Genomic DNA, 17,842 nt, shown 5'->3' with positions numbered 1-17,842 from the left:
CCCGATCCAGACTGATAACGCCGGGAATCGTCCCGAAGACACAACGACCATGAAAAATAAAAAAGTTCCCTTCGGGGGCAAAAGAAATCAAAATTGGCGCCGATAGTAAGTCAGCACCCGAAATCGGGAGCGAACTTACAGTTGAGACAGCCATTTGCGAGGTGAGCAATGGGCACCGTACACACAGCACTGCCAGCACAAACACTTTACGTAACGATCCGTCGCGATGAACTGCGCCAGCTCAAAGACGAGCGCGACCAGTTGAAGCGGGAAGTCGCGCAATTACGCCTGCTGACCCAAGGCAATCAGACTCAGCCCTTGCCCGTCACCCAGCGCGCCCCCCACGCCTGATCCCCTCGTTTGACTCGGAAGCAGCCACCGCTGTTTCCGACTCGATGCAATTCTGCCAGCTCTGGCAACTCACAAAGTTTTCACACCTTCTTGTCGATACTCCGGCTCATTGTGGCCGCTCGGTATCCGCGCGGCGCCCGTTCGTCTGCGACAGGGAAAGTGCCGACGGCCGAAGTAATTATCAGGCTGGAGTGCTGAATGGCTTTGTTTAAACGCAGCAAAACGTCTGCGAAAGGTTTTGATTGGGCAGGATTTCTCTGGTTATTTCTGTTCTTCTGGTATTTTTCCGGCATCACCCAACTACTGATTCAACTGACAGGCACTTCCGGTTTTACCGGGTTCCGCCAGGCCTTTGTGATGAGCGCCATCTGGCTCGCGCCGATGCTGCTGTTTCCCAAGCAAACACGAGTGATGGCCGCGCTGATCGGCGTGGTGCTGTGGGCCTGTTCGATGGCCAGCCTTGGTTATTTCTTCATCTATCAGCAGGAATTTTCCCAGAGCGTCATCTTCATCATGTTCGAATCGAACGTGTCTGAAGCCGGCGAGTACATGACCCAGTATTTTGCCTGGTGGATGGTGCCGGCGTTCCTCGCCCATACCGCGTTCGCGTATTTCCTGTGGACCCGCTTGCGTCCGGTGCACCTGCCACGCGGCCAGGCGTTGGTCGCGGCGACGGCGATTCTGCTGGCCGTGGTCGGTTACCCGCTGATCAAGCAAACCGCGCGCACCGGTAGCTTGGCGGGTGGCTTCGAGAAATTCGAAACCCGCATCGAGCCCGCCGTGCCTTGGCAGATGGCCGTGGCCTATCACCGTTACCTCGATACCCTGGCCGGCATGCAAGACATGCTTCACAGCGCCAGCAAAATTCCACCGCTCAAGAACCTCACCGATTCGATGGCCAATCAGCCGGCGACCCTGGTGCTGGTGATCGGCGAGTCCACCAACCGTCAGCGTATGAGCCTGTACGGCTACCCTCGGCAAACAACGCCGGAGCTGGACAAGCTCAAGGATCAACTGGCGGTTTTCGATAACGTCATTACCCCACGCCCCTACACCATCGAGGCGTTGCAACAGGTACTGACGTTCGCCGACGAAGAGAACCCGGACCTGTACCTGTCGACACCGTCGCTGGTCAGCATGATGAAACAGGCGGGTTACAAGACTTTCTGGATCACCAACCAGCAGACCATGACCAAGCGCAACACCATGCTCACGACCTTCTCCGAGCAGGCCGACGAGCAGGTGTACCTGAACAACAACCGCAACCAGAACGCCGCCCAGTACGATGGCGATGTGATAGAGCCGTTCAACAAGGCGCTGGCCGATGCGGCACCACGCAAGCTGATCGTCGTGCATTTGCTCGGCACGCACATGAGCTACCAGTACCGTTACCCGCCGACGTTCAACAAGTTCACCGACCGCAAAGGTGTTCCGGATGGCGTGCGTGACGATCAGGTGCCGACATACAACAGCTATGACAACGCGGTGCTGTACAACGACTTCGTGGTGTCGAGCCTGATCAAGGACTACGCCAAGTCTGATCCGAACGGCTTCCTGCTGTACCTCTCCGACCATGGCGAAGACGTCTTCGACTCCGTTGGCCATAAAACCCTGGGCCGCAACGAGAGCAAACCGACGGCGCCGATGTACACCATTCCGTTCATGGCCTGGGCCTCGCCGAAATGGCGCGAAACCCATGACTGGAGTTTTGCTGGCGACTTGAGCCGGCCGTACAGCAGTTCGCAACTGATTCACACGTGGGCGGATCTGGCCGGCCTGAGTTTCGATGAACTCGACCGCAGCAAAAGCCTGGTCAGCGACAGCTTCAAGCCTCGGCCATTGATGATCGGCAACCCTTATGAGCGTCAGCAGCGGCCGTTGATTGACTTCAGCCTGATGAAGCCCAAGAACGCGCCGGCCACTCCGGCAGTCGTTCAGCAGTAATTCTGGCGCGGATCCTGTGGGGGCGGGCTTCTGTGGCGAGGGGGCTTGCCCCCGTTGGGGTGCGAAGCGCCCCCGGCATTTCAAAGTTAAACCGCATGTACAGGGTTTACGACTGCTTCGCAGCCGAACGGGGGCAAGCCCCCTCGCCACAGAAGCCCCGCCCCACAACAAGCTCGCTCCCAAAATGGACTGCGAATTAAAGCGCCTTGGTCCAGAACAGCATCCGGCCGTGCGCCGGGTCGAACATGCCTGGCGAGAAACCGAACTTGCCATAAGCCCCCTGAGCCACTGCATTGCCTTCCAGCACTTCCAGGGTGATTTTGCAGCAGCCGCGCTGGCGTGCGATGTCCTCGACTTTGTGCAGCATCTTCTGACTCAGCCCCAACCCGCGAAACTTCGACACCACGGCAACATCGTGCACGTTGACCAGTGGCCGGCAGGCGAAGGTCGAAAAACCTTCAAAGCAGTTGACCAGCCCTGCCGGCTCACCGCCAACAAACGCCAATACGCTGAAGGCATGGGGACGCTTGGCCAGTTCCCCCGGCAGTTGTTGCAACCTATCGGCCGGTAACGGCTGACCGCCGCCCATCGGGTCTTCAGCGTAGTGGTTCAACACCAGGCCAATCGCCTCGGCATGCACCGGGTTGGTGTAGCTGGCCTGAAGCACAAGAATTTCTGCGGATTCCATTTCCACCCTCAATCACACAAGTTGCCCCAGTTCGCCTCTTGCGCACTGAAAGGTCCAGTGACCTTATCGCGAGTACCGGGGTGCCGACAACCGGATCCTGTTGTGAACGTTCCCTCTCAAACGCCCCAGATCATTACCTCGGTCCATCCCAACTCGGCAAAATCCTCGGCCCTCAACGCCGACTCTCCGGCACAGAAAAACTCGTCCAGCTGCGGCGGCGTGACCGAGGTGCCACTGAGCATCGCGTGAACCTGCCCGCGATGATGAATCTGATGCTCGAACAAATGGGACAGCATGCGTAAACGGCTGTCATGTTGCGGGGTGTCACGCGCGATGGTCACAAGCCGTCCGAGGTCTGCGTCGCGCAGTTGCTCGCAGTAGGCAATCAGTCGACGGTCCACCAGGGCTTGCTCGCGCTTGAGATCGGCGCCGTGGGCGAACGGCTCGTCTTCGTTGAAAAACACGTAGCAATCGGGATGTGGTTCGTCACCGCGCAACTCCCGCTCCAGTGCATCCACATAGAACCAGTCACAGGTCAGGATGTGATTGAGGGTCGCGCTGAGGCTGGGAAAGAAACTGACTCGCGGCGCCGCCAGCTCGGCCGGGCTCAGCTGAAGCCAGGCCTTGGCCAGTCGGTGATTGGCCCAGGCGTTCTGATAGGCCATGGTCAGCAAATGGTGAGACAAGGGCTGATTCATGTTCGCTCCTCCCGGATATCAAGCCTCGGCGAAACGTTTTAGCTGCATCTCCTGCAAACGACTGAGGGTGCGACGAAACGGAAATTCCAGATAGCCCTCGGTGTATAGCGCTTCCATCGGCACCTGCGCTTCGAGGTACAGCGGCACCTTGCGGTCGTAGCATTCGTCCACCAGGGCGATGAACCGGCGCACGCCGTCGTCGTGCACCGACAACTGCGGCAACTCGCGATCCCCCGCTGCCACCCGTTCGACGCCGTCTTCAGTGCCGCGGGCGATGCGCGCTTCGCGTTTTTGCGCGCTGAGATTGGGCACGTCACTCAACACAATAGCGCTGAAGGTATCGCACAGGGCCATGAAGTCCATGGCCGCAAACGGCTGCTCGCAGAGCTCGGTGTAACGGCACCAGAGCACGGTTTGACTGGCCTGCATGACATTGACCGAACGGTAGCCGATCTTGACCGGATCGCTGGACAGCGACTGGCCGACGGTCAAGGCTTTGAACGCCTCGCTCAATGCGCCGGGCTGACCCGGTACGTTCACCCAGTAACGCTGCAGACCGGCGCCAGGATGCAGGCGATGATCTTCCCCGCCATCCACCGCAATCACTTGCATGTGTTGCTTGATCGCAGCAATAGCCGGCACAAACCGGTCACGGTTGAAGCCATCCGCGTACAGCTGATCCGGCGGCTGATTGGAGGTGCAGACCACCACCACGCCCTGCTCGAACATCACCTGAAACAAACGCCCGAGAATGATCGCGTCACCGATGTCGTTGACGAACAACTCATCGAAACACAGCACCCGCACTTCCTGGCTCAGCTCGCGGGCCAGCGCTTTCAACGGGTCGGCGGTGCCGGTCAATTGAAAAGAGCGCTGATGCACCCAGCCCATGAAGTGATGAAAGTGCTGACGCCGGGCCGGGACGCGCAGGTTTTGGTAGAACTGATCCATCAACCAGGTCTTGCCCCGCCCGACCGGACCCCAGAGGTACACGCCGGTGACGGGCGTGCGGTTTTCATGCAAGGCTTCGTGGCATTTTTGCAGCGCCCACACGGCGTGTTCCTGAGCTTCGTCCTGGACGAAGCCCTTCTGGTCGATGGCGTGTTGCCAGGCGCTTAAGGGAGAGTCGACATTCATGCGCGGCAGTATAGGTAAAACGCAATTCATGTGGGAGCGGGCTTGTTGTGGCGAGGGGGCTTGCCCCCGTTGGGGTGCGAAGCGCCCCCCAGCATTTCAAAGTTAAACCGCATGTAAAGGATTTACGGCTGCTTCGCAGCCGAACGGGGTGATGCGGCATTCCGACAAGCCCCCTCGCCACAACAAGCCATCTCACCACATAAGCCCCCACAGGTTTCGCGCCGGGTTACAGCGAGATGTCCAGCCGGGCGATTTTACCCTGCTCATTGAGGCGGAACATGTAGCGCAGTTCCAGCGGGCTGCCAGGGAACGTGCCGGAGATCAGGTTGTGCACCAGCACTTTGCCGGTGCGCTGTTGAACGTCGAGCACCTCGACCCGAGGCTGATAACGTTGTGCGGTGTCTTGCATCCATTGGGCGATGGCTTGTGTGCCGACCTGATGCTGCCCCTCATCGAACACGTTGGCATCCTCAGCGAAAAAACTGGCAACCCTCGACGTGTCGCGAGCATTGGCAGCGGCAATGTAGGCGGCAATGGCGGGGGCCAGTGAAGAGGCTGGATTGGACATGTTTACGGCTCCTTGTGAGTTGATTCTGGAGCCATGCTAAAACAAGCCTGTGTCAATTCTTGTCAGGAGTGAAACGCCCTGCTTCGTCCAGTTGCATCTGCTTGCGCCAGGTGCGCAAAAGGTCGCTGCGCCGCCCCGGATAGCGTTCACCCTGCTCGCTGGCGGCTGAGATCCGGTCGGTGCGAAAGGTGCGATAGGCACTGCGCAATTCACACCACGCGACGATGATCCGCACCTCGTTGAGAAAACCCAGGGCCAGTGGCCAGATCAACCGCTGACTGGGCACCTGATTGGCGTCCGCGTAGTCGATGTGCAGCTTGGCCTGATCGCGGATGGCTTGGCGAAACACGTTCAAAGGCACGGCATTTTGCGGATAGCCATAACCCGGCGGTCCCGGCAGCACCGTCGGGTTGCGCAAGGCCTCCTGGGCGGCGGGGTCGAGTACCGCAGCGATTTTTGCCAGGGCATCGGCCGCGGCTTTGCCCAACACCTCATCACCACGCTGATCCACGTAACGCAAGCCAAGCACGATGGCTTCGGTCTCATCGGCATTGAGCATCAAAGGCGGCAGAAACAGGCCGCTGCGCAACACATAACCGATCCCCGCCTCGCCAAAAATCGGCGCGCCGAGCGCGGTGAGTTCAGCGATGTCGCGGTACAGCGTGCGCTCGGAAATCTCCAGTTCGCTGGCCAATGTCGCGGCCGTCACCGGACGACTTTTGCCCCGCAGCACTTGTAACAACGTCAGTAAACGGCTGGTTCGCGACACGGTCGGCAGGCTCTTTCCTGAAAAGTCGTCGGAGCTTAGCAGAGGCTGCTGTCAGAAACTGGCAGGAGCGATTGGCCGGCCTGAAAAGCTTCGCGGGCAAGCCTCGCTCCTACAGATACAGAGATTGCCGCGCGATTTGGGCACGACGCAAAACCTGTAGGAGCGAGGCTTGCCCGCGAAGGCGCCATACCAGACACCACAAATCAAAACTACCGATCGACCTTATGCCTGGCCGCATACAAACACAGCATCTCCATGGCCAATGTCGCCGCTGCCAGTGAGGTAATGTCCGCGCTGTCGTAGGCCGGCGCCACTTCCACCACGTCCATCCCCACCAGGTTGATCCCGCGCAAGCCGCCGAGAATCTCCAGCGCCTGCACCGTGCTCAAGCCGCCACACACTGGCGTTCCGGTGCCCGGCGCAAAGGCCGGGTCGAGGCAGTCGATGTCAAAAGTCAGGTACACCGGGTGATCACCGACCCGCGCACGAATCGCCTCGACGATCGCCTCGCACCCTTGCCGATGCACCTGCCGCGCATCCAGTACCTGAAAGCCCTGATGATCGTCATTGGTGGTGCGCAACCCGATCTGCACCGAGCGCGACGGATCCACCACCCCTTCTTTGGCCGCATGCCAGAACATCGTGCCGTGATCGACGCGCTTGCCCTCCTCATCCGGCCAGGTGTCGCTGTGGGCGTCGAAGTGAATCAACGACAACGGGCCATGCTTGCGGGCATGGGCCTTGAGCAGCGGATAACTGATGAAGTGATCGCCACCAAACGTCAGCATCGCGCAACCGCCGCCCAGGATGTGCTCGGCGTGGGCTTCGATGCTTTCCGGCACCGAATGCGGCGTGCCGTAATCGAAGGCGCAATCGCCGTAGTCAATCACCGCCAGGTGATCGAACGGGTCGAACGTCCACGGCCAATGGCGCTCCCAGGCGATCCCGGCGGATGCCGCCCGAATGCCGCGCGGTCCGAAACGTGCGCCGGGGCGGTTGCTGGTGGCAGTGTCGAACGGCACACCGCTGACCACCACATCGACACCACGCAAGTCGCGGCTGTACCGGCGGCGCATGAAACTGGTGATACCGGCGTAGGTACTTTCGGCGGCAGTCCCGTAAAGACTGTCGCGGGTCATGGCCTGATCGTTCTGTGCAGGGACGTCCATGGTGTATTCCTTGTTATTGGCTTATTGGCGGCTACGGAAAGTGGTCCACAAGCGGGTGCGCTGACGCATGTCCTTGAGGCTCATGCTGCGGTCGGCATACAGCCGCTCACGCACCTCGCTCTGCGGGTAGATGTCGGGATCGCTGCGCACCGCCTCATCCACCAATGGCGTCGCCGCCCGATTGGCCGTGGCGAAGAACAGCGTATTGGTCAGCGCGGCGACGGATTCGGGGCGCAACATAAACTCGATGAAGGCCCGGGCGGCTTCTGGGTGCGGCGCGTCCTTGGGGATCGCCAGGTTGTCCTGCCACACCAGCGTGCCTTCGCGTGGAATGCGGTAGGCCACCTCGAACGGCTTGTTGGCCTTGCGCGCCTGGTCGGCAGCCATGCTCGCGTCACCGTTGTAGGTCAATGCCAGGCAGACGCTACCATTGGCCAGATCGTTGATCTGCCGCCCGGTGGCGACGTACAGCACCGACGGCTGTAACTGACGCAACAGGGCGTCGGCGGCTGTCAGATCAGCCTTGTCGGTGCTGTAGGGATCTTTACCCAGATAGTGCAGCGCCAGGCCGATCACCTCTTGGGGCGAATCGAGAATGGCGATGCCGCAATCTTTCAGCTTGCTGGCGTATTCGGGATTGAACAGCAGGTCCAGGCTGTTGAGCGGTGCGCTGGGCAAACGTTGTTTCACCGCTTCGACATTCATCCCAAGCCCGAGCGTGCCCCAGGTGTAAGGCACGCCATACCGATTGCCGGGGTCGACCGCCGCCAGTTTTTCCAGCATGTCCGGGTCAAGGTTGGCGTAACCCTTGAGGCCATCGTGAGGAATTTCCTGCAGCGCACCCGCCGCCAGGCCGCGTGCCAGCACACTGGACGACGGCACCACCACGTCATAACCGCTGCCGCCGGTGAGCAGTTTGGTTTCCAGTACTTCCGGTGCATCGAACGTGTCGTAGCGCACATGAATGCCGGTTTCCTTTTCGAACCGCTGCAAGGCGTCGGGCGCCACGTAATCTGCCCAACTGTAGAGATTGAGGACTTTTTCCTCTGCCTGGGCCGGCACGGCCATGACGAGGAACAGCGCGGGTAAACACAGCTTGAAGAGCGGAGCCATGACGAACACCTGACCGGAGGAAGTGGTTGCAGGATGCGTCGTCGGTTACATTGGAAAAATACCAAGTTAATTATCCTGACTTTATTGCGGAGTAATGTTTGATGCTCGGTCAACTTCATGACCTGGACCTGCAGCTGCTGCGCCTGTTCGTCAGCGTGGTGGAATGCGGTGGCTTCAGTGCGGCTCAGGGTGAACTGGGGCTGAGCCAGTCGAGCATCAGCCAGCAGATGGCCAGGCTCGAAACCCGACTCGGCTATCGCCTGTGCAGTCGCGGCAAGGGCGGGTTCAAAATCACCCCCAAGGGCGAACAGCTGCTCCTTGCCATTCGCACCTTGTTCGAGTCGATCGAAGCGTTCCGTCATCAATCCAACGGCGTGGCCGGCCGCTTGATCGGCGAAGTGCGCCTGGGCTTGTCCGAAGCACTTGATCAATCGGTGCTGCAACGGGTTGCCGAGGCGATCCGGCGCTTTCGCGAACGGGACGAGTCGGTACGTATCGAGTTGATCAGCGCCATGCCCGGCGAAATGGAGCGGCTGTTGCTGCAACAGCGGCTGGACCTGGCGATCGGCTATTTCTCACAGGTACAGAGCGCTTTTGACTACCGCGAACTGTTCACGGAAACCCAGCACCTGTATTGCGCTCCGGGGCATCCGCTGTTCACCGATGAGACACCTGACGATCAGACGCTTCAGGCCTGCGACCGGGTCGATCACCCCTACCGTTTCCTGCGCAGCGACGAGCCGTTTCAGGGGAAGATGTGTTCGGCGCGTTCCGAACAGGTCGAAGGCACCCTCGCCTTCATTCTTTCCGGCAAGCACGTTGGCTACCTGCCCGATCACTTCGCCCGCAGCTGGGAAGACAAAGGGTTGCTGCGCGCCGTGCGCCAGGGCGACATGAGTTTTGAGGTGGCGTTCCATCTGGCCCGCCATCGCGCGCAGGTGCCGGGGGATGCGCAAAAAGCCTTTGAAGAGGATCTGCTTGCGGCGTTTGCCTGAAGTGCACGCGTGCTCTGCCCTGGAATGATCAACCCTGTGGCGAGGGGGCTTGCCCCCGTTCGGCGGCGCAGCCGTCGCAAGATCAGCGCGTCAGGTGTGTCTGGAGGAATGTCGGGGGCCGCTTCGCAGCCCAACGGGGGCAAGCCCCCTCGCCACAGGTTTTGTGTCCCCTCGCCACAGGTTTTGTGTATGCCCCCTCCGTACCGTTTAGCGTTGCCCTCGCTGCCCGCGGCTGGCATCCTGCGCCTCCATTTTCTGACCCGGCCCCGCCTTTCGGCACGCAAATCACCATGACCGCCTCTGAAAAAACCGCCTCCCCACGCAACAACGACCTCATTTACGGCCTTGACGATCGCCCCCACCTGACCGCCACGGTCTTCGCCGCCCTGCAACACGTACTGGCGAGTTTTGTCGGCATCATCACGCCGACGCTGATCATGGGCAGTGCCCTGGGCCTGCAAAGTGAAGTGCCTTATCTGATCAGCATGGCGCTGTTCGTTTCGGGGCTGGGCACGTTTGTCCAAGCGCGGCGGTTCGGCCCGGTCGGCTCCGGTTTGCTGTGCCTGCAAGGCACCAGTTTCTCGTTTATCAGCGTGATTCTCAGCGCCGGGTTCATGGTCAAGGCGCGTGGTGGTGGCACCGATGAGATTCTTTCGACGATTTTCGGCGTGTGCTTTTTCGCCGCGTTCATTGAAGTGGTGCTAAGCCAGTTCATCGGCAAGCTGCGGATGCTGATCACCCCCGTGGTGACCGGCACCATCATTACCCTCATGGGCCTGTCGCTGATCAAGGTCGCCATGACCGACATTGCCGGCGGTTTCGGTGCGACGGATCTCGGCGCCGCCAGCCACCTGGCGCTGGCCGCACTGGTGCTGGGGACCATCGTGGTGTTGAACCGGGTGGATGTGCCGTTCCTGCGCCTGGGCGCGATCGTCATCGGCCTGGCCCTCGGTTATGCCGTCGCGTGGTTCATGGGCCAGGTCGATTTCACCAGCCTGCCCGCCGTGCCGCTGATGAGTGTGCCCGTACCGTTCAAATATGGCTTCTCATTCGACTGGGTGGCGTTTGTGCCGGTGGCGGTGATTTTCCTGGTGTCGCCCCTGGAGGCTGCCGGAGACCTGACCGCCAATTCGATGATTTCCCGGCAACCGGTCAAAGGCCCCATTTATATCCGCCGGATCAAATCCGGGTTGCTGGCCGACGGTCTCAATTCGGCCATGGCGGCGGTGTTCAACAGCATGCCGATGGTGACCTTCGCGCAGAACAACGGGGTGATCCAGCTCACCGGCGTGGCCAGCCGTTATGTGGCGTTTTTCATCGCGGGCCTGTTGGTGGTGCTGGGGTTGTTCCCGATGATCGGCGCGGTGCTGCAATTGATGCCGAAACCGGTGCTCGGCGGCGCCGAGCTGGTGATGTTCGGCACCGTGGCAGTGGCCGGGATCAAGATTCTCGCCGAGGCCGGCCTGCATCGGCGCAACATGCTGATCGTGGCGATATCCCTCGGCATGGGCCTGGGCGTTGCGGCGGTGCCTGAAGTGTTGCGCGAGTTGCCGAAGGCGTTGCACAACATCTTCGAATCACCGATCACCGTCGGTGCGTTGTGCGCTATCGTGCTGAATATCTTCCTGCCCGAAGAATTCATCGAGCTGGAAGAAGACGAGTTCGACCCGGAAGCCTCGGTGCTTCAGGTGATGCAGAACCCGGATGTTGCGGCCAAAGGTGAACCCGTTTCACCTGCGGCTGTCGCACAGTTAGACCGTGCGTAATGCTCAAGAGCCGAGCCACGAGCGGCTCGGCCTTTTTCCTTACGAGAACCTGTCCATGCGCAGATTGTTCGCCCTGTCTCTGTCCCTCCTGTTGCTCTCCCTGAGCGCCTGCGCCCTGTTCCCCCAACACGACCCGCTGAACATCAACGTGGTCGGTATCGAGCCGCTGCCAAGCCAGGAACTGGAAGTGCGTTTTGCGGTAAAACTGCGCGTGCAAAACCCCAATGAAGCGGCGATCGCCTACAACGGCGTAGCCCTGGATCTGGAGGTGAACGGTCAATCACTCGCCTCCGGTGTCAGCGACCAGTCGGGCTCGATTCCGCGGTTTTCCGAAGCGGTTATCGTGGTGCCGGTGAGCGTTTCGGCCTTCTCGGTGCTGCGTCAGACCCTCTGGCTGGGTCAGACGCAGACGCTGAACAATCTGCCGTACGTGCTTCGGGGCAAACTGGCTGGCGGCGTGTTCGGCACGATGCGTTTCGTTGATCGCGGCAAACTCAGCCTGCCGGAGCCGACCACCGGCACTTGGTAATGCTCACGGCTCGGTCCGCGGTTTAACGGGATCGATAACCTGGGTCACACAATGTTTGAAACCTTCTACGTGCCAGTTGGCCCACAGCCGACTTTTGCCGGTGCTGTGTTCATCCGGCTCTATCGCCAGCCAGTTTCGAGCGGCGATCAGGTAACGTCCCCGTGAACCGATGGGCAACATGGTTCCGGTGATGGCGTAGTCGATCTGTTCCTGGTGCTTGCCAATGGACTCCAGAAACTGCACCGCCAACACCGGCGGTGAAGGATGCACGACCCCGGTCGAAATCAATTGGTAGATCAATCCCGAACCATCATTGCGATGCCGGGACAACGTCGATTCGATCACGCAGGCCCCTGCCACATGGACATCACCGGACACCATCGTAACCTTGCATGACTCGGCATGGGCGTAATCCAGCAACCGCATGATCAGCCGCTTGCGTTCGTCCCGGTGGGGCAGGCTTCGCCAATGGTCGCGCAAATCGTCCTCGAGTTCCTGTTGCCCCGAAATCAGGTCCAGTGCCTTTTCGGCCGCCTGCAAATCAAGGTAACCCACGGGAATACTCGACATCAGCAGCAAGTGCTTATGTCCCTTGACCTTGCCCAGCCAGGCATAAATCGCATCCCAACTGACGGGCGAAATGATCCGGGTTTGCCGAGCTGGCGGAGTCGTCAAATCCGGCGCACGTTCACTGCGCAAGTCGGGAACCAGCAACGCCAATTCGCCCAGGCCGGTAAACCCCAGGTGAAAGCCGTCAGCGGTATCGGGAATCGCACAGGGATGAGTATCGGCGGACGGTTTAAGGTGAGGATGAGTCTGGATCAGTTGCTGCTGGAAAATCCTGAAATAGCGTTTGGCCGTGGCAAACAGCCCCTGGAACACCGGGCTTGAATGCAGTATCTCATCGTAGGAACCCCAGCCATCGATGATGTCATGGTCATCCCACATCATCACCGTCGGCACGGCGCTGAGCAGCTTCGCGACCTCAGGCTGTTTCCAGTGCTCCAGGTAGAGTCTGGCGAAGTACTTGTCCAGATCGGCTTCGATCACCTTGCTGTAGACCGCCTTTCGACGGTCGGCGAAGGGCTTGGCAAACCATGTTTTCATCGACGACACACTGCTGCGCATATCGTCGCTGTAAACCTGGTCGCCCCCCATCAACAACAGGTGATAGGGCTTGCTTTGATGAGCCCCCCACATGTGCTCCCAACGCTCGTTGTTCCGGTCGACCTTCTCCATGTCCTTGGGGTCCGAGAAGCCGTTACACGACACATAAGCCATGCGCGGCGACTGGCCCTCGGCCGGAACGACGAAGTTGGCCTCCGTGCCCTCTATCTTGATCGTGTAAGTGCTGGCAACAGCCTGGTCTTGCAGCGCTTTTAAATCGATGCGCCAGACGCGGTACTGAGGATTGAGCAACGGAATATCGGCGGTGGCCAACGGTTTGCCGGCCGTGACACCCCCGGGTACTTTTACGCTGGGTGATGTCGCGCCCAAGGGTAAAACCACTAGGGCAGACACGTTATAGACATTACCGTTGATGCCACGAAACTGCAGAATCGGGCCGAGTAACAAACTCATGGACAGTCCATCCGTTGACAGGGGTGTGAACGCCTAGAGACTAGACCACAATCGACGCTGCGCATGATGCGCACCACCCGTCCCAACAAGGAGGTCACCCACGATGCACGCCGCTCCAACGCTCTACACCGAACGACTGATCTTGCGCCCGCTGGAACTGGCCGATGCCGAGGCTATCCAGCAACAATTCCCCCACTGGGACGTGGTGCGTTATCTGAACGTCCTGGTGCCGTGGCCTTATCCCGCCGATGGCGCGTTGACTTATCTGCGTGATATTGCCCTGCCGGCGATGGCCCGTGGCGAAGAATGGCACTGGTCGATCCGCTTGAAATCCGCCCCCAATCAACTGATCGGCAATGTCAGCCTGATGAATGAACAGGACAATAACCGCGGCTTCTGGTTAAGCCCACAATGGCAAGGCCAGGGATTGATGGGCGAAGCCAGTGCGGCGGTGACCGAGTACTGGTTCGAAACACTCGGCCGGTCGTTGCTTCGCGTGCCGAAAGCGGCGCCGAATATCGGTTCGCGCAAACTCTCGCAACGTACCGGCATGCGCTTGATACACACCGAAGAAGACGACTTTGTCAGCGGGCGATTCCCGAAGGATCTCTGGGAAATCACCCGTGAAGAGTGGCTGCGCCTCAGATAAAACGCACGCCCGGTTTGGCCCGCTCATCCACCGTCAACTCAAACACGTCCGGGCGCGCGTAGTGCCCGACCACGTCGTAGTCGTAACGGGCGCGGATCAGGTCGTCGGTGTCGATTTCGGCGCTGAGCAAACCCGCCTCGTCACGCAGCGGTCCGGCGAGAATGTCACCCATGGGCCCGACAATCACGCTGCCGCCGGAGATCAACGGGCGCTCCGCCGGCCAGTTGGCGATTTTCACGCCCAAGGCTTGCGGTGAGGCCTGGACCTGACAGGCGCTGACCACAAAGCAGCGTCCTTCATGGGCGATGTGACGCATGCTGACCTGCCACATTTCCCGCTCGTCCACCGTCGGCGCGCACCAGACCTCCACGCCTTTGGCGTACATCGCGGTGCGCAGCAACGGCATCATGTTTTCCCAGCACACCACGGCGCCGATTCGCCCGACCTGGCTATCGATCACCGGCAAGGTCGAGCCATCGCCCTTGCCCCAGATCAGTCGCTCGGTACCGGTGGGCATCAGCTTGCGGTGCTTGGCGACCAGCCCGGCCTGCGGATCGAAATACAGCGCCGTGCAGTACAAGGTGCTGCCCGCGCGTTCGATTACGCCGATCACCAGGTTGGCCCCGGTGCGTGAGGACAATCCGGCCAAGGCTTCAGTCTCGGCGCCGGGCACATCGATGGCGTTGTCGAAATACCGCGCAAACGCTTCACGACCTTCTGGCAGTCGATAACCGAGTTGCGTACCGAAGCCCTCGCCTTTGGGGTAGCCGCCGAGTAACGCCTCCGGCATGACCACCAGTGCGGCGCCGGATTCGATAATGGCGGTTTCCCAGCAGAGGATTTGATCGAGGGTATCGGCCTTGCCGCCGGGCAAGGCGCCGATTTGCAGGGCAGCAACGATGGACTTGGGCATCGCGGTGACTCCGTCAGTAATGAGGTGTTGCTCATTCTCCGGCGTCACAGGATCATGAATAAAGCCCGACTCACTGCTGAATGATATGAACCAGATGAATATCGCCACCCTCGATCTAAACCTGCTCAAAGTCTTCGAAGCCCTGCACGAGGAATCCAGCGCCAGCCGTGCCGCGTTGCGTCTGGGCGTGACGCAATCGGCCGTCAGCGCGGCGCTGCGTCGATTGCGCGAGGCGTATGGCGATCAGTTGTTCGTGCGCACGGGTCGAGGCCTTGCGCCGACGCTCAAGGCCAACCAGTTGAAACCGGTGGTGAGCGATGCGCTGAATAAATGCCGCCAGAGCCTGGCGATGGTCGATCCGGCTGCGCATCATTACGACGGACGCTCGGTGACCGTGGGTTTGTCGGATGATTTCGAAATCGCCTACGGGCGACGATTGATTGAAGAGATCGCTCGCTGCGCGCCGAAATTGCGGCTGATCTTTCGCCAGACCCATAGCCAGATCGTCGCTCGGGCCTTGATGGAGCGCAGCATCGATCTGGCAATCACCGCAGGCGGATTTGCCGAGCGTTTGCTCAGTCGCCAGGTGCTGGGTGAAGGCGATTATCTGTGCCTGGTGGATCCTCTCAGTCTGGCCGAGGGGCAGCAGACTCTCAGCCTTGAGGCGTTCGTCGCCCGCGAGCACATTCTGGTGTCATCGGGCGGTTTTATCGGGATTACCGATGAAGGCCTGGCGGCGCTGGGAATGAGTCGGCGGGTATGCGCGTCGACCACGCACTTTGCTGCGTTGCCGTATCTGCTCAAGGGCAGTCAGGCAGTGGCGACTATTCCAGCCCATGCGGCTCGAAGTATCGCCGCGCTCAGCGGATTGGCGCTACTGCCCTGCCCTTTGGCGCTGCCACGCTATCCGATCGAGCTGGGCTGGCGCACCAGTACGCAGCTCGATCCGGTGGTGCTGAAAGTGCGCGAGGCGATTATCGCGACCTTTTCCCAAACGTAGGGGAATGGTGTCTGGACGTTTATTTAGCCGCCATCAGGCGATTGACTTCACTGCGCACCATGTTGGCGAATTCCGGAGGCGACATGCCGTCGAGCTCGGCGCGGACCCACTCGGCCCATTTGCCTTTGCGCTTGGCCCGCTCACCGAACAACCGTGCGGCTTCGCCCTTGGATTTACCCAGGTTGTTTTGCCAGAGTTCGAACAGACGGGATTTTTCATCTTCAAGCGCCGCGCGCTCGGCGAGGGGTTTGTCGGCCAGATTGAAGCTCATGGGAGTTACCTGCTGCATAAAATAGGCGACATCTTACACTGTAGGAGGAAATGTCCTGCCCTGGATTTTTCTTCAGGGTGGAGTCGCCACGCAAAATGACTGCAACTTTTGCCATGGCGCCAGACTCCATTGTTCACTGTCCATTCACCTGCAAGGAGTACTCTAATGGCCCGCAAAATCATTGATCAAATCGCCGAGGATCAAATCAAGGATCAGGTCTTCAGCGAACTTCAGGCCCTGATCGAAGAGTCGGAAAAACTGCTGAAAAGCAGTGCTTCACTGGTCGGTGAGGAGGCGGACACCCTTCGTGGGCAAATCGCCCAGAAGCTCCAGCAGGCCCGAAGCTCAGTTTCCAGCGTTCGTGACCGGACCAAACCGGCGGTCGACGCCACCGAAATCTACATCGGCGGTCATCCCTGGCAAACCGTGGCTATCTCCGCCGGATTCGGTTTGGTGGTCGGATTGTTGTTAGGCCGGCGTTAATTGGGAAACACTGAACCTGTAGGAGCCAGGCTTGCCGGCGAAGGCGGACTTGAGATCGCCTTCGCCGGCAAGCCTGGCTCCTACAAAAAAAACTGCTCCTCTCAGAGCCCGGCCAATTCCCGCAGATTTGCCAGCGTCTGAGCATCGAGTGCAATGCCTTCGACCTTGGCCTTGGCGCGCTGCCGGTGACGCCGATCACCCGGTAACCGCTTGAGCCCCACACCGTGCATCTGCCGGACCAGTTCCTGACTGCGCTCGGCAAAACTCTGCCCCGCCGACTTGCTCGGATCGATCACGATCAGCAGTTGACCGGTCCAGGGTGTTTTCGCCCCCGGATGATTCGACCAGTCGAATTCGAAAGAGAAATTACCGCCGGTCAACGCCGCCGCCAACAGCTCCACCATCATCGACAGCGCCGAGCCCTTGTGCCCGCCAAACGGCAGCAAGGCGCCGCCCTCAAGGATCGCTTTCGGGTCCTGGGTCGGCTGGCCGAGGCTGTCCACCCCCATGCCCGCCGGCAAGCGTTCGCCTTTACGGGCAGCGATCTGTACATCGCCATGGGCGATGGCGCTGGTGGCGAGGTCGAAGACGATCGGATCACCGTTGGCCCGAGGGGCGGCGAAGGCAATCGGGTTGGTCCCGAACAGCGGGCGATCGGCACCGTGCGGCACCACGCAGGTCATGCTGTTGACCACGCTCAGTGCCACCAGCCCTTCATCGGCAAACGGCTCGACGTCTGGCCACAAGGCGGCGAAATGGTGGGAATTACGGATGGCCAGTACCGCAATGCCGGCGCTGCGGGCTTTTTCGACCAGCAAGGGTCGCGCCGCCGCGAGGGCCGGTTGGGCAAAGCCATTACCGGCGTCAACCCGAACGAAGCCCGAGGCCACGTCCTCGACCACCGGCACGGCCTGACCATTGACCCAGCCGCTTTGCAGCGTCGACACATAACCGGGGATACGGAACACACCGTGACTGTGAGCCCCGTCGCGCTCGGCGCCGGCGCAGTTGAGGGCCAGGGTTCTGGCGACATCGGCCGAGGTGCCGTGGCGCAGGAAGATCTGCTCGAGCAACGCCGTCAGCGCTTCGAAGGACAGGTTTTGCGAAACCGCAGTAGACACATGATCGTGTGGCGCAGACATCTGAAGCTCCAGAATAATTATTGGAGGGGGCAACAGCGTATGAAAACCAACCGATTAACAACGGGCGACGAGCTGC

19 protein-coding genes are annotated in these 17,842 nt (G+C 60.2%); 8 read left to right on the top strand and 11 right to left on the bottom strand.

Features of this window, described 5'->3' with window-relative positions:
* Positions 1-168: 168 nt before the first annotated feature.
* Together PMI30_RS12420 and PMI30_RS12425 are read left to right on the top strand one after the other, a co-directional pair.
* Positions 169-351 (top strand): DUF6026 family protein, encoded by a 183-nt coding sequence (locus PMI30_RS12420; RefSeq protein ID WP_007897365.1) that lies wholly within the window; start codon positions 169-171, stop codon positions 349-351.
* A 198-nt stretch (positions 352-549) separates the two neighbouring features.
* The gene (locus tag PMI30_RS12425; protein WP_008010774.1) at positions 550-2,295 is read left to right on the top strand and encodes a phosphoethanolamine transferase CptA; all 1,746 of its coding nucleotides are present in this window, start codon (positions 550-552) and stop codon (positions 2,293-2,295) included.
* Positions 2,296-2,491: 196 nt separating this feature from the next.
* Here PMI30_RS12425 and PMI30_RS12430 read toward each other — a convergent pair whose 3' ends face one another.
* From PMI30_RS12430 to PMI30_RS12460, 7 genes are all read right to left on the bottom strand, one after another.
* Positions 2,492-2,983, bottom strand: coding sequence for a GNAT family N-acetyltransferase (locus tag PMI30_RS12430; protein ID WP_007897367.1), 492 nt, complete (start codon positions 2,981-2,983; stop codon positions 2,492-2,494).
* Positions 2,984-3,099: 116 nt separating this feature from the next.
* Positions 3,100-3,681, bottom strand: coding sequence for a DinB family protein (locus PMI30_RS12435; protein ID WP_008010771.1), 582 nt, complete (start codon positions 3,679-3,681; stop codon positions 3,100-3,102).
* 18 nt (positions 3,682-3,699) lie between these two features.
* A complete protein-coding gene (gene zapE, locus PMI30_RS12440; RefSeq protein ID WP_008010769.1) occupies positions 3,700-4,818 on the bottom strand; it encodes a cell division protein ZapE in 1,119 nt (372 codons plus the stop codon).
* A 226-nt stretch (positions 4,819-5,044) separates the two neighbouring features.
* Complete coding sequence (locus tag PMI30_RS12445; RefSeq protein ID WP_008010768.1) at positions 5,045-5,386, bottom strand: nuclear transport factor 2 family protein; 342 nt, start codon at positions 5,384-5,386, stop codon at positions 5,045-5,047.
* A gap of 52 nt (positions 5,387-5,438) precedes the next feature.
* Complete coding sequence (locus PMI30_RS12450) at positions 5,439-6,155, bottom strand: helix-turn-helix transcriptional regulator (protein WP_007897371.1); 717 nt, start codon at positions 6,153-6,155, stop codon at positions 5,439-5,441.
* Between the two features lie 209 nt (positions 6,156-6,364).
* The gene (gene speB, locus PMI30_RS12455) at positions 6,365-7,324 is read right to left on the bottom strand and encodes an agmatinase (protein WP_008010765.1); all 960 of its coding nucleotides are present in this window, start codon (positions 7,322-7,324) and stop codon (positions 6,365-6,367) included.
* Positions 7,325-7,345: 21 nt separating this feature from the next.
* A complete protein-coding gene (locus tag PMI30_RS12460; RefSeq protein ID WP_008010763.1) occupies positions 7,346-8,437 on the bottom strand; it encodes a polyamine ABC transporter substrate-binding protein in 1,092 nt (363 codons plus the stop codon).
* Positions 8,438-8,538: 101 nt separating this feature from the next.
* On the opposite strand from PMI30_RS12460, the gene PMI30_RS12465 reads away from it, so the two are divergent.
* The 3 genes from PMI30_RS12465 (at position 8,539) to PMI30_RS12475 (ending at position 11,727) form a co-directional block, all read left to right on the top strand.
* Positions 8,539-9,432 (top strand): LysR family transcriptional regulator, encoded by an 894-nt coding sequence (locus tag PMI30_RS12465; protein ID WP_008010760.1) that lies wholly within the window; start codon positions 8,539-8,541, stop codon positions 9,430-9,432.
* 290 nt (positions 9,433-9,722) lie between these two features.
* A complete protein-coding gene (locus PMI30_RS12470) occupies positions 9,723-11,198 on the top strand; it encodes a nucleobase:cation symporter-2 family protein (protein WP_007897378.1) in 1,476 nt (491 codons plus the stop codon).
* A 55-nt stretch (positions 11,199-11,253) separates the two neighbouring features.
* A complete protein-coding gene (locus tag PMI30_RS12475; RefSeq protein ID WP_008010758.1) occupies positions 11,254-11,727 on the top strand; it encodes an LEA type 2 family protein in 474 nt (157 codons plus the stop codon).
* Positions 11,728-11,730: 3 nt separating this feature from the next.
* On the opposite strand, the gene PMI30_RS12480 is transcribed toward PMI30_RS12475, so the two are convergent.
* Positions 11,731-13,308, bottom strand: coding sequence for an alkaline phosphatase D family protein (locus tag PMI30_RS12480; RefSeq protein WP_008010757.1), 1,578 nt, complete (start codon positions 13,306-13,308; stop codon positions 11,731-11,733).
* A 103-nt stretch (positions 13,309-13,411) separates the two neighbouring features.
* On the opposite strand from PMI30_RS12480, the gene PMI30_RS12485 reads away from it, so the two are divergent.
* A complete protein-coding gene (locus PMI30_RS12485) occupies positions 13,412-13,957 on the top strand; it encodes a GNAT family N-acetyltransferase (protein ID WP_008010755.1) in 546 nt (181 codons plus the stop codon).
* Here the strand turns inward: PMI30_RS12485 and PMI30_RS12490 are convergent.
* Positions 13,950-14,870 carry a carbon-nitrogen hydrolase family protein gene (locus PMI30_RS12490; protein WP_008010753.1) on the bottom strand — a complete coding sequence of 307 codons (921 nt, stop codon included), beginning with the start codon at positions 14,868-14,870 and terminating at the stop codon, positions 13,950-13,952. The genes PMI30_RS12485 and PMI30_RS12490 overlap by 8 nt on opposite strands.
* An 85-nt stretch (positions 14,871-14,955) precedes the next feature.
* On the opposite strand from PMI30_RS12490, the gene PMI30_RS12495 reads away from it, so the two are divergent.
* Entirely contained in the window at positions 14,956-15,870 is a 915-nt protein-coding gene (locus PMI30_RS12495) for a LysR family transcriptional regulator (protein ID WP_008010751.1), read from the top strand.
* A gap of 19 nt (positions 15,871-15,889) precedes the next feature.
* Here the strand turns inward: PMI30_RS12495 and PMI30_RS12500 are convergent, their stop codons facing one another.
* Complete coding sequence (locus PMI30_RS12500; RefSeq protein ID WP_007897387.1) at positions 15,890-16,141, bottom strand: hypothetical protein; 252 nt, start codon at positions 16,139-16,141, stop codon at positions 15,890-15,892.
* Positions 16,142-16,306: 165 nt separating this feature from the next.
* Here PMI30_RS12500 and PMI30_RS12505 point away from each other — a divergent pair, with 165 nt between their 5' ends.
* Positions 16,307-16,624 (top strand): DUF883 family protein, encoded by a 318-nt coding sequence (locus PMI30_RS12505; RefSeq protein ID WP_007897388.1) that lies wholly within the window; start codon positions 16,307-16,309, stop codon positions 16,622-16,624.
* 101 nt (positions 16,625-16,725) lie between these two features.
* On the opposite strand, the gene PMI30_RS12510 is transcribed toward PMI30_RS12505, so the two are convergent.
* Positions 16,726-17,766, bottom strand: a complete 1,041-nt coding sequence (locus tag PMI30_RS12510) for an Ldh family oxidoreductase (protein ID WP_008010748.1) — start codon at positions 17,764-17,766, stop codon at positions 16,726-16,728.
* Positions 17,767-17,842 lie beyond the last annotated feature (76 nt).

This window comes from Pseudomonas sp. GM50 (assembly GCF_000282375.1).
Classification (GTDB): domain Bacteria; phylum Pseudomonadota; class Gammaproteobacteria; order Pseudomonadales; family Pseudomonadaceae; genus Aquipseudomonas.
The sequence above is the reverse complement of the archived record's forward strand: the minus strand, read 5'-3'. Positions and strand labels throughout refer to the sequence as shown.

What these genes read in the sequence shown, in the direction of transcription:
- PMI30_RS12420 (WP_007897365.1), top strand. Translation starts at nt 169, where the DNA reads ATGGGCACCGTACACACAGCACTGCCAGCACAAACACTTTACGTAACG.
- PMI30_RS12425 (WP_008010774.1), top strand. Translation starts at nt 550, where the DNA reads ATGGCTTTGTTTAAACGCAGCAAAACGTCTGCGAAAGGTTTTGATTGG.
- PMI30_RS12430 (WP_007897367.1), bottom strand. Translation starts at nt 2,983, where the DNA reads ATGGAATCCGCAGAAATTCTTGTGCTTCAGGCCAGCTACACCAACCCG.
- PMI30_RS12435 (WP_008010771.1), bottom strand. Translation starts at nt 3,681, where the DNA reads ATGAATCAGCCCTTGTCTCACCATTTGCTGACCATGGCCTATCAGAAC.
- zapE (WP_008010769.1), bottom strand. Translation starts at nt 4,818, where the DNA reads ATGAATGTCGACTCTCCCTTAAGCGCCTGGCAACACGCCATCGACCAG.
- PMI30_RS12445 (WP_008010768.1), bottom strand. Translation starts at nt 5,386, where the DNA reads ATGTCCAATCCAGCCTCTTCACTGGCCCCCGCCATTGCCGCCTACATT.
- speB (WP_008010765.1), bottom strand. Translation starts at nt 7,324, where the DNA reads ATGGACGTCCCTGCACAGAACGATCAGGCCATGACCCGCGACAGTCTT.
- PMI30_RS12460 (WP_008010763.1), bottom strand. Translation starts at nt 8,437, where the DNA reads ATGGCTCCGCTCTTCAAGCTGTGTTTACCCGCGCTGTTCCTCGTCATG.
- PMI30_RS12465 (WP_008010760.1), top strand. Translation starts at nt 8,539, where the DNA reads ATGCTCGGTCAACTTCATGACCTGGACCTGCAGCTGCTGCGCCTGTTC.
- PMI30_RS12470 (WP_007897378.1), top strand. Translation starts at nt 9,723, where the DNA reads ATGACCGCCTCTGAAAAAACCGCCTCCCCACGCAACAACGACCTCATT.
- PMI30_RS12475 (WP_008010758.1), top strand. Translation starts at nt 11,254, where the DNA reads ATGCGCAGATTGTTCGCCCTGTCTCTGTCCCTCCTGTTGCTCTCCCTG.
- PMI30_RS12480 (WP_008010757.1), bottom strand. Translation starts at nt 13,308, where the DNA reads ATGAGTTTGTTACTCGGCCCGATTCTGCAGTTTCGTGGCATCAACGGT.
- PMI30_RS12485 (WP_008010755.1), top strand. Translation starts at nt 13,412, where the DNA reads ATGCACGCCGCTCCAACGCTCTACACCGAACGACTGATCTTGCGCCCG.
- PMI30_RS12490 (WP_008010753.1), bottom strand. Translation starts at nt 14,870, where the DNA reads ATGCCCAAGTCCATCGTTGCTGCCCTGCAAATCGGCGCCTTGCCCGGC.
- PMI30_RS12495 (WP_008010751.1), top strand. Translation starts at nt 14,956, where the DNA reads ATGAACCAGATGAATATCGCCACCCTCGATCTAAACCTGCTCAAAGTC.
- PMI30_RS12500 (WP_007897387.1), bottom strand. Translation starts at nt 16,141, where the DNA reads ATGAGCTTCAATCTGGCCGACAAACCCCTCGCCGAGCGCGCGGCGCTT.
- PMI30_RS12505 (WP_007897388.1), top strand. Translation starts at nt 16,307, where the DNA reads ATGGCCCGCAAAATCATTGATCAAATCGCCGAGGATCAAATCAAGGAT.
- PMI30_RS12510 (WP_008010748.1), bottom strand. Translation starts at nt 17,766, where the DNA reads ATGTCTGCGCCACACGATCATGTGTCTACTGCGGTTTCGCAAAACCTG.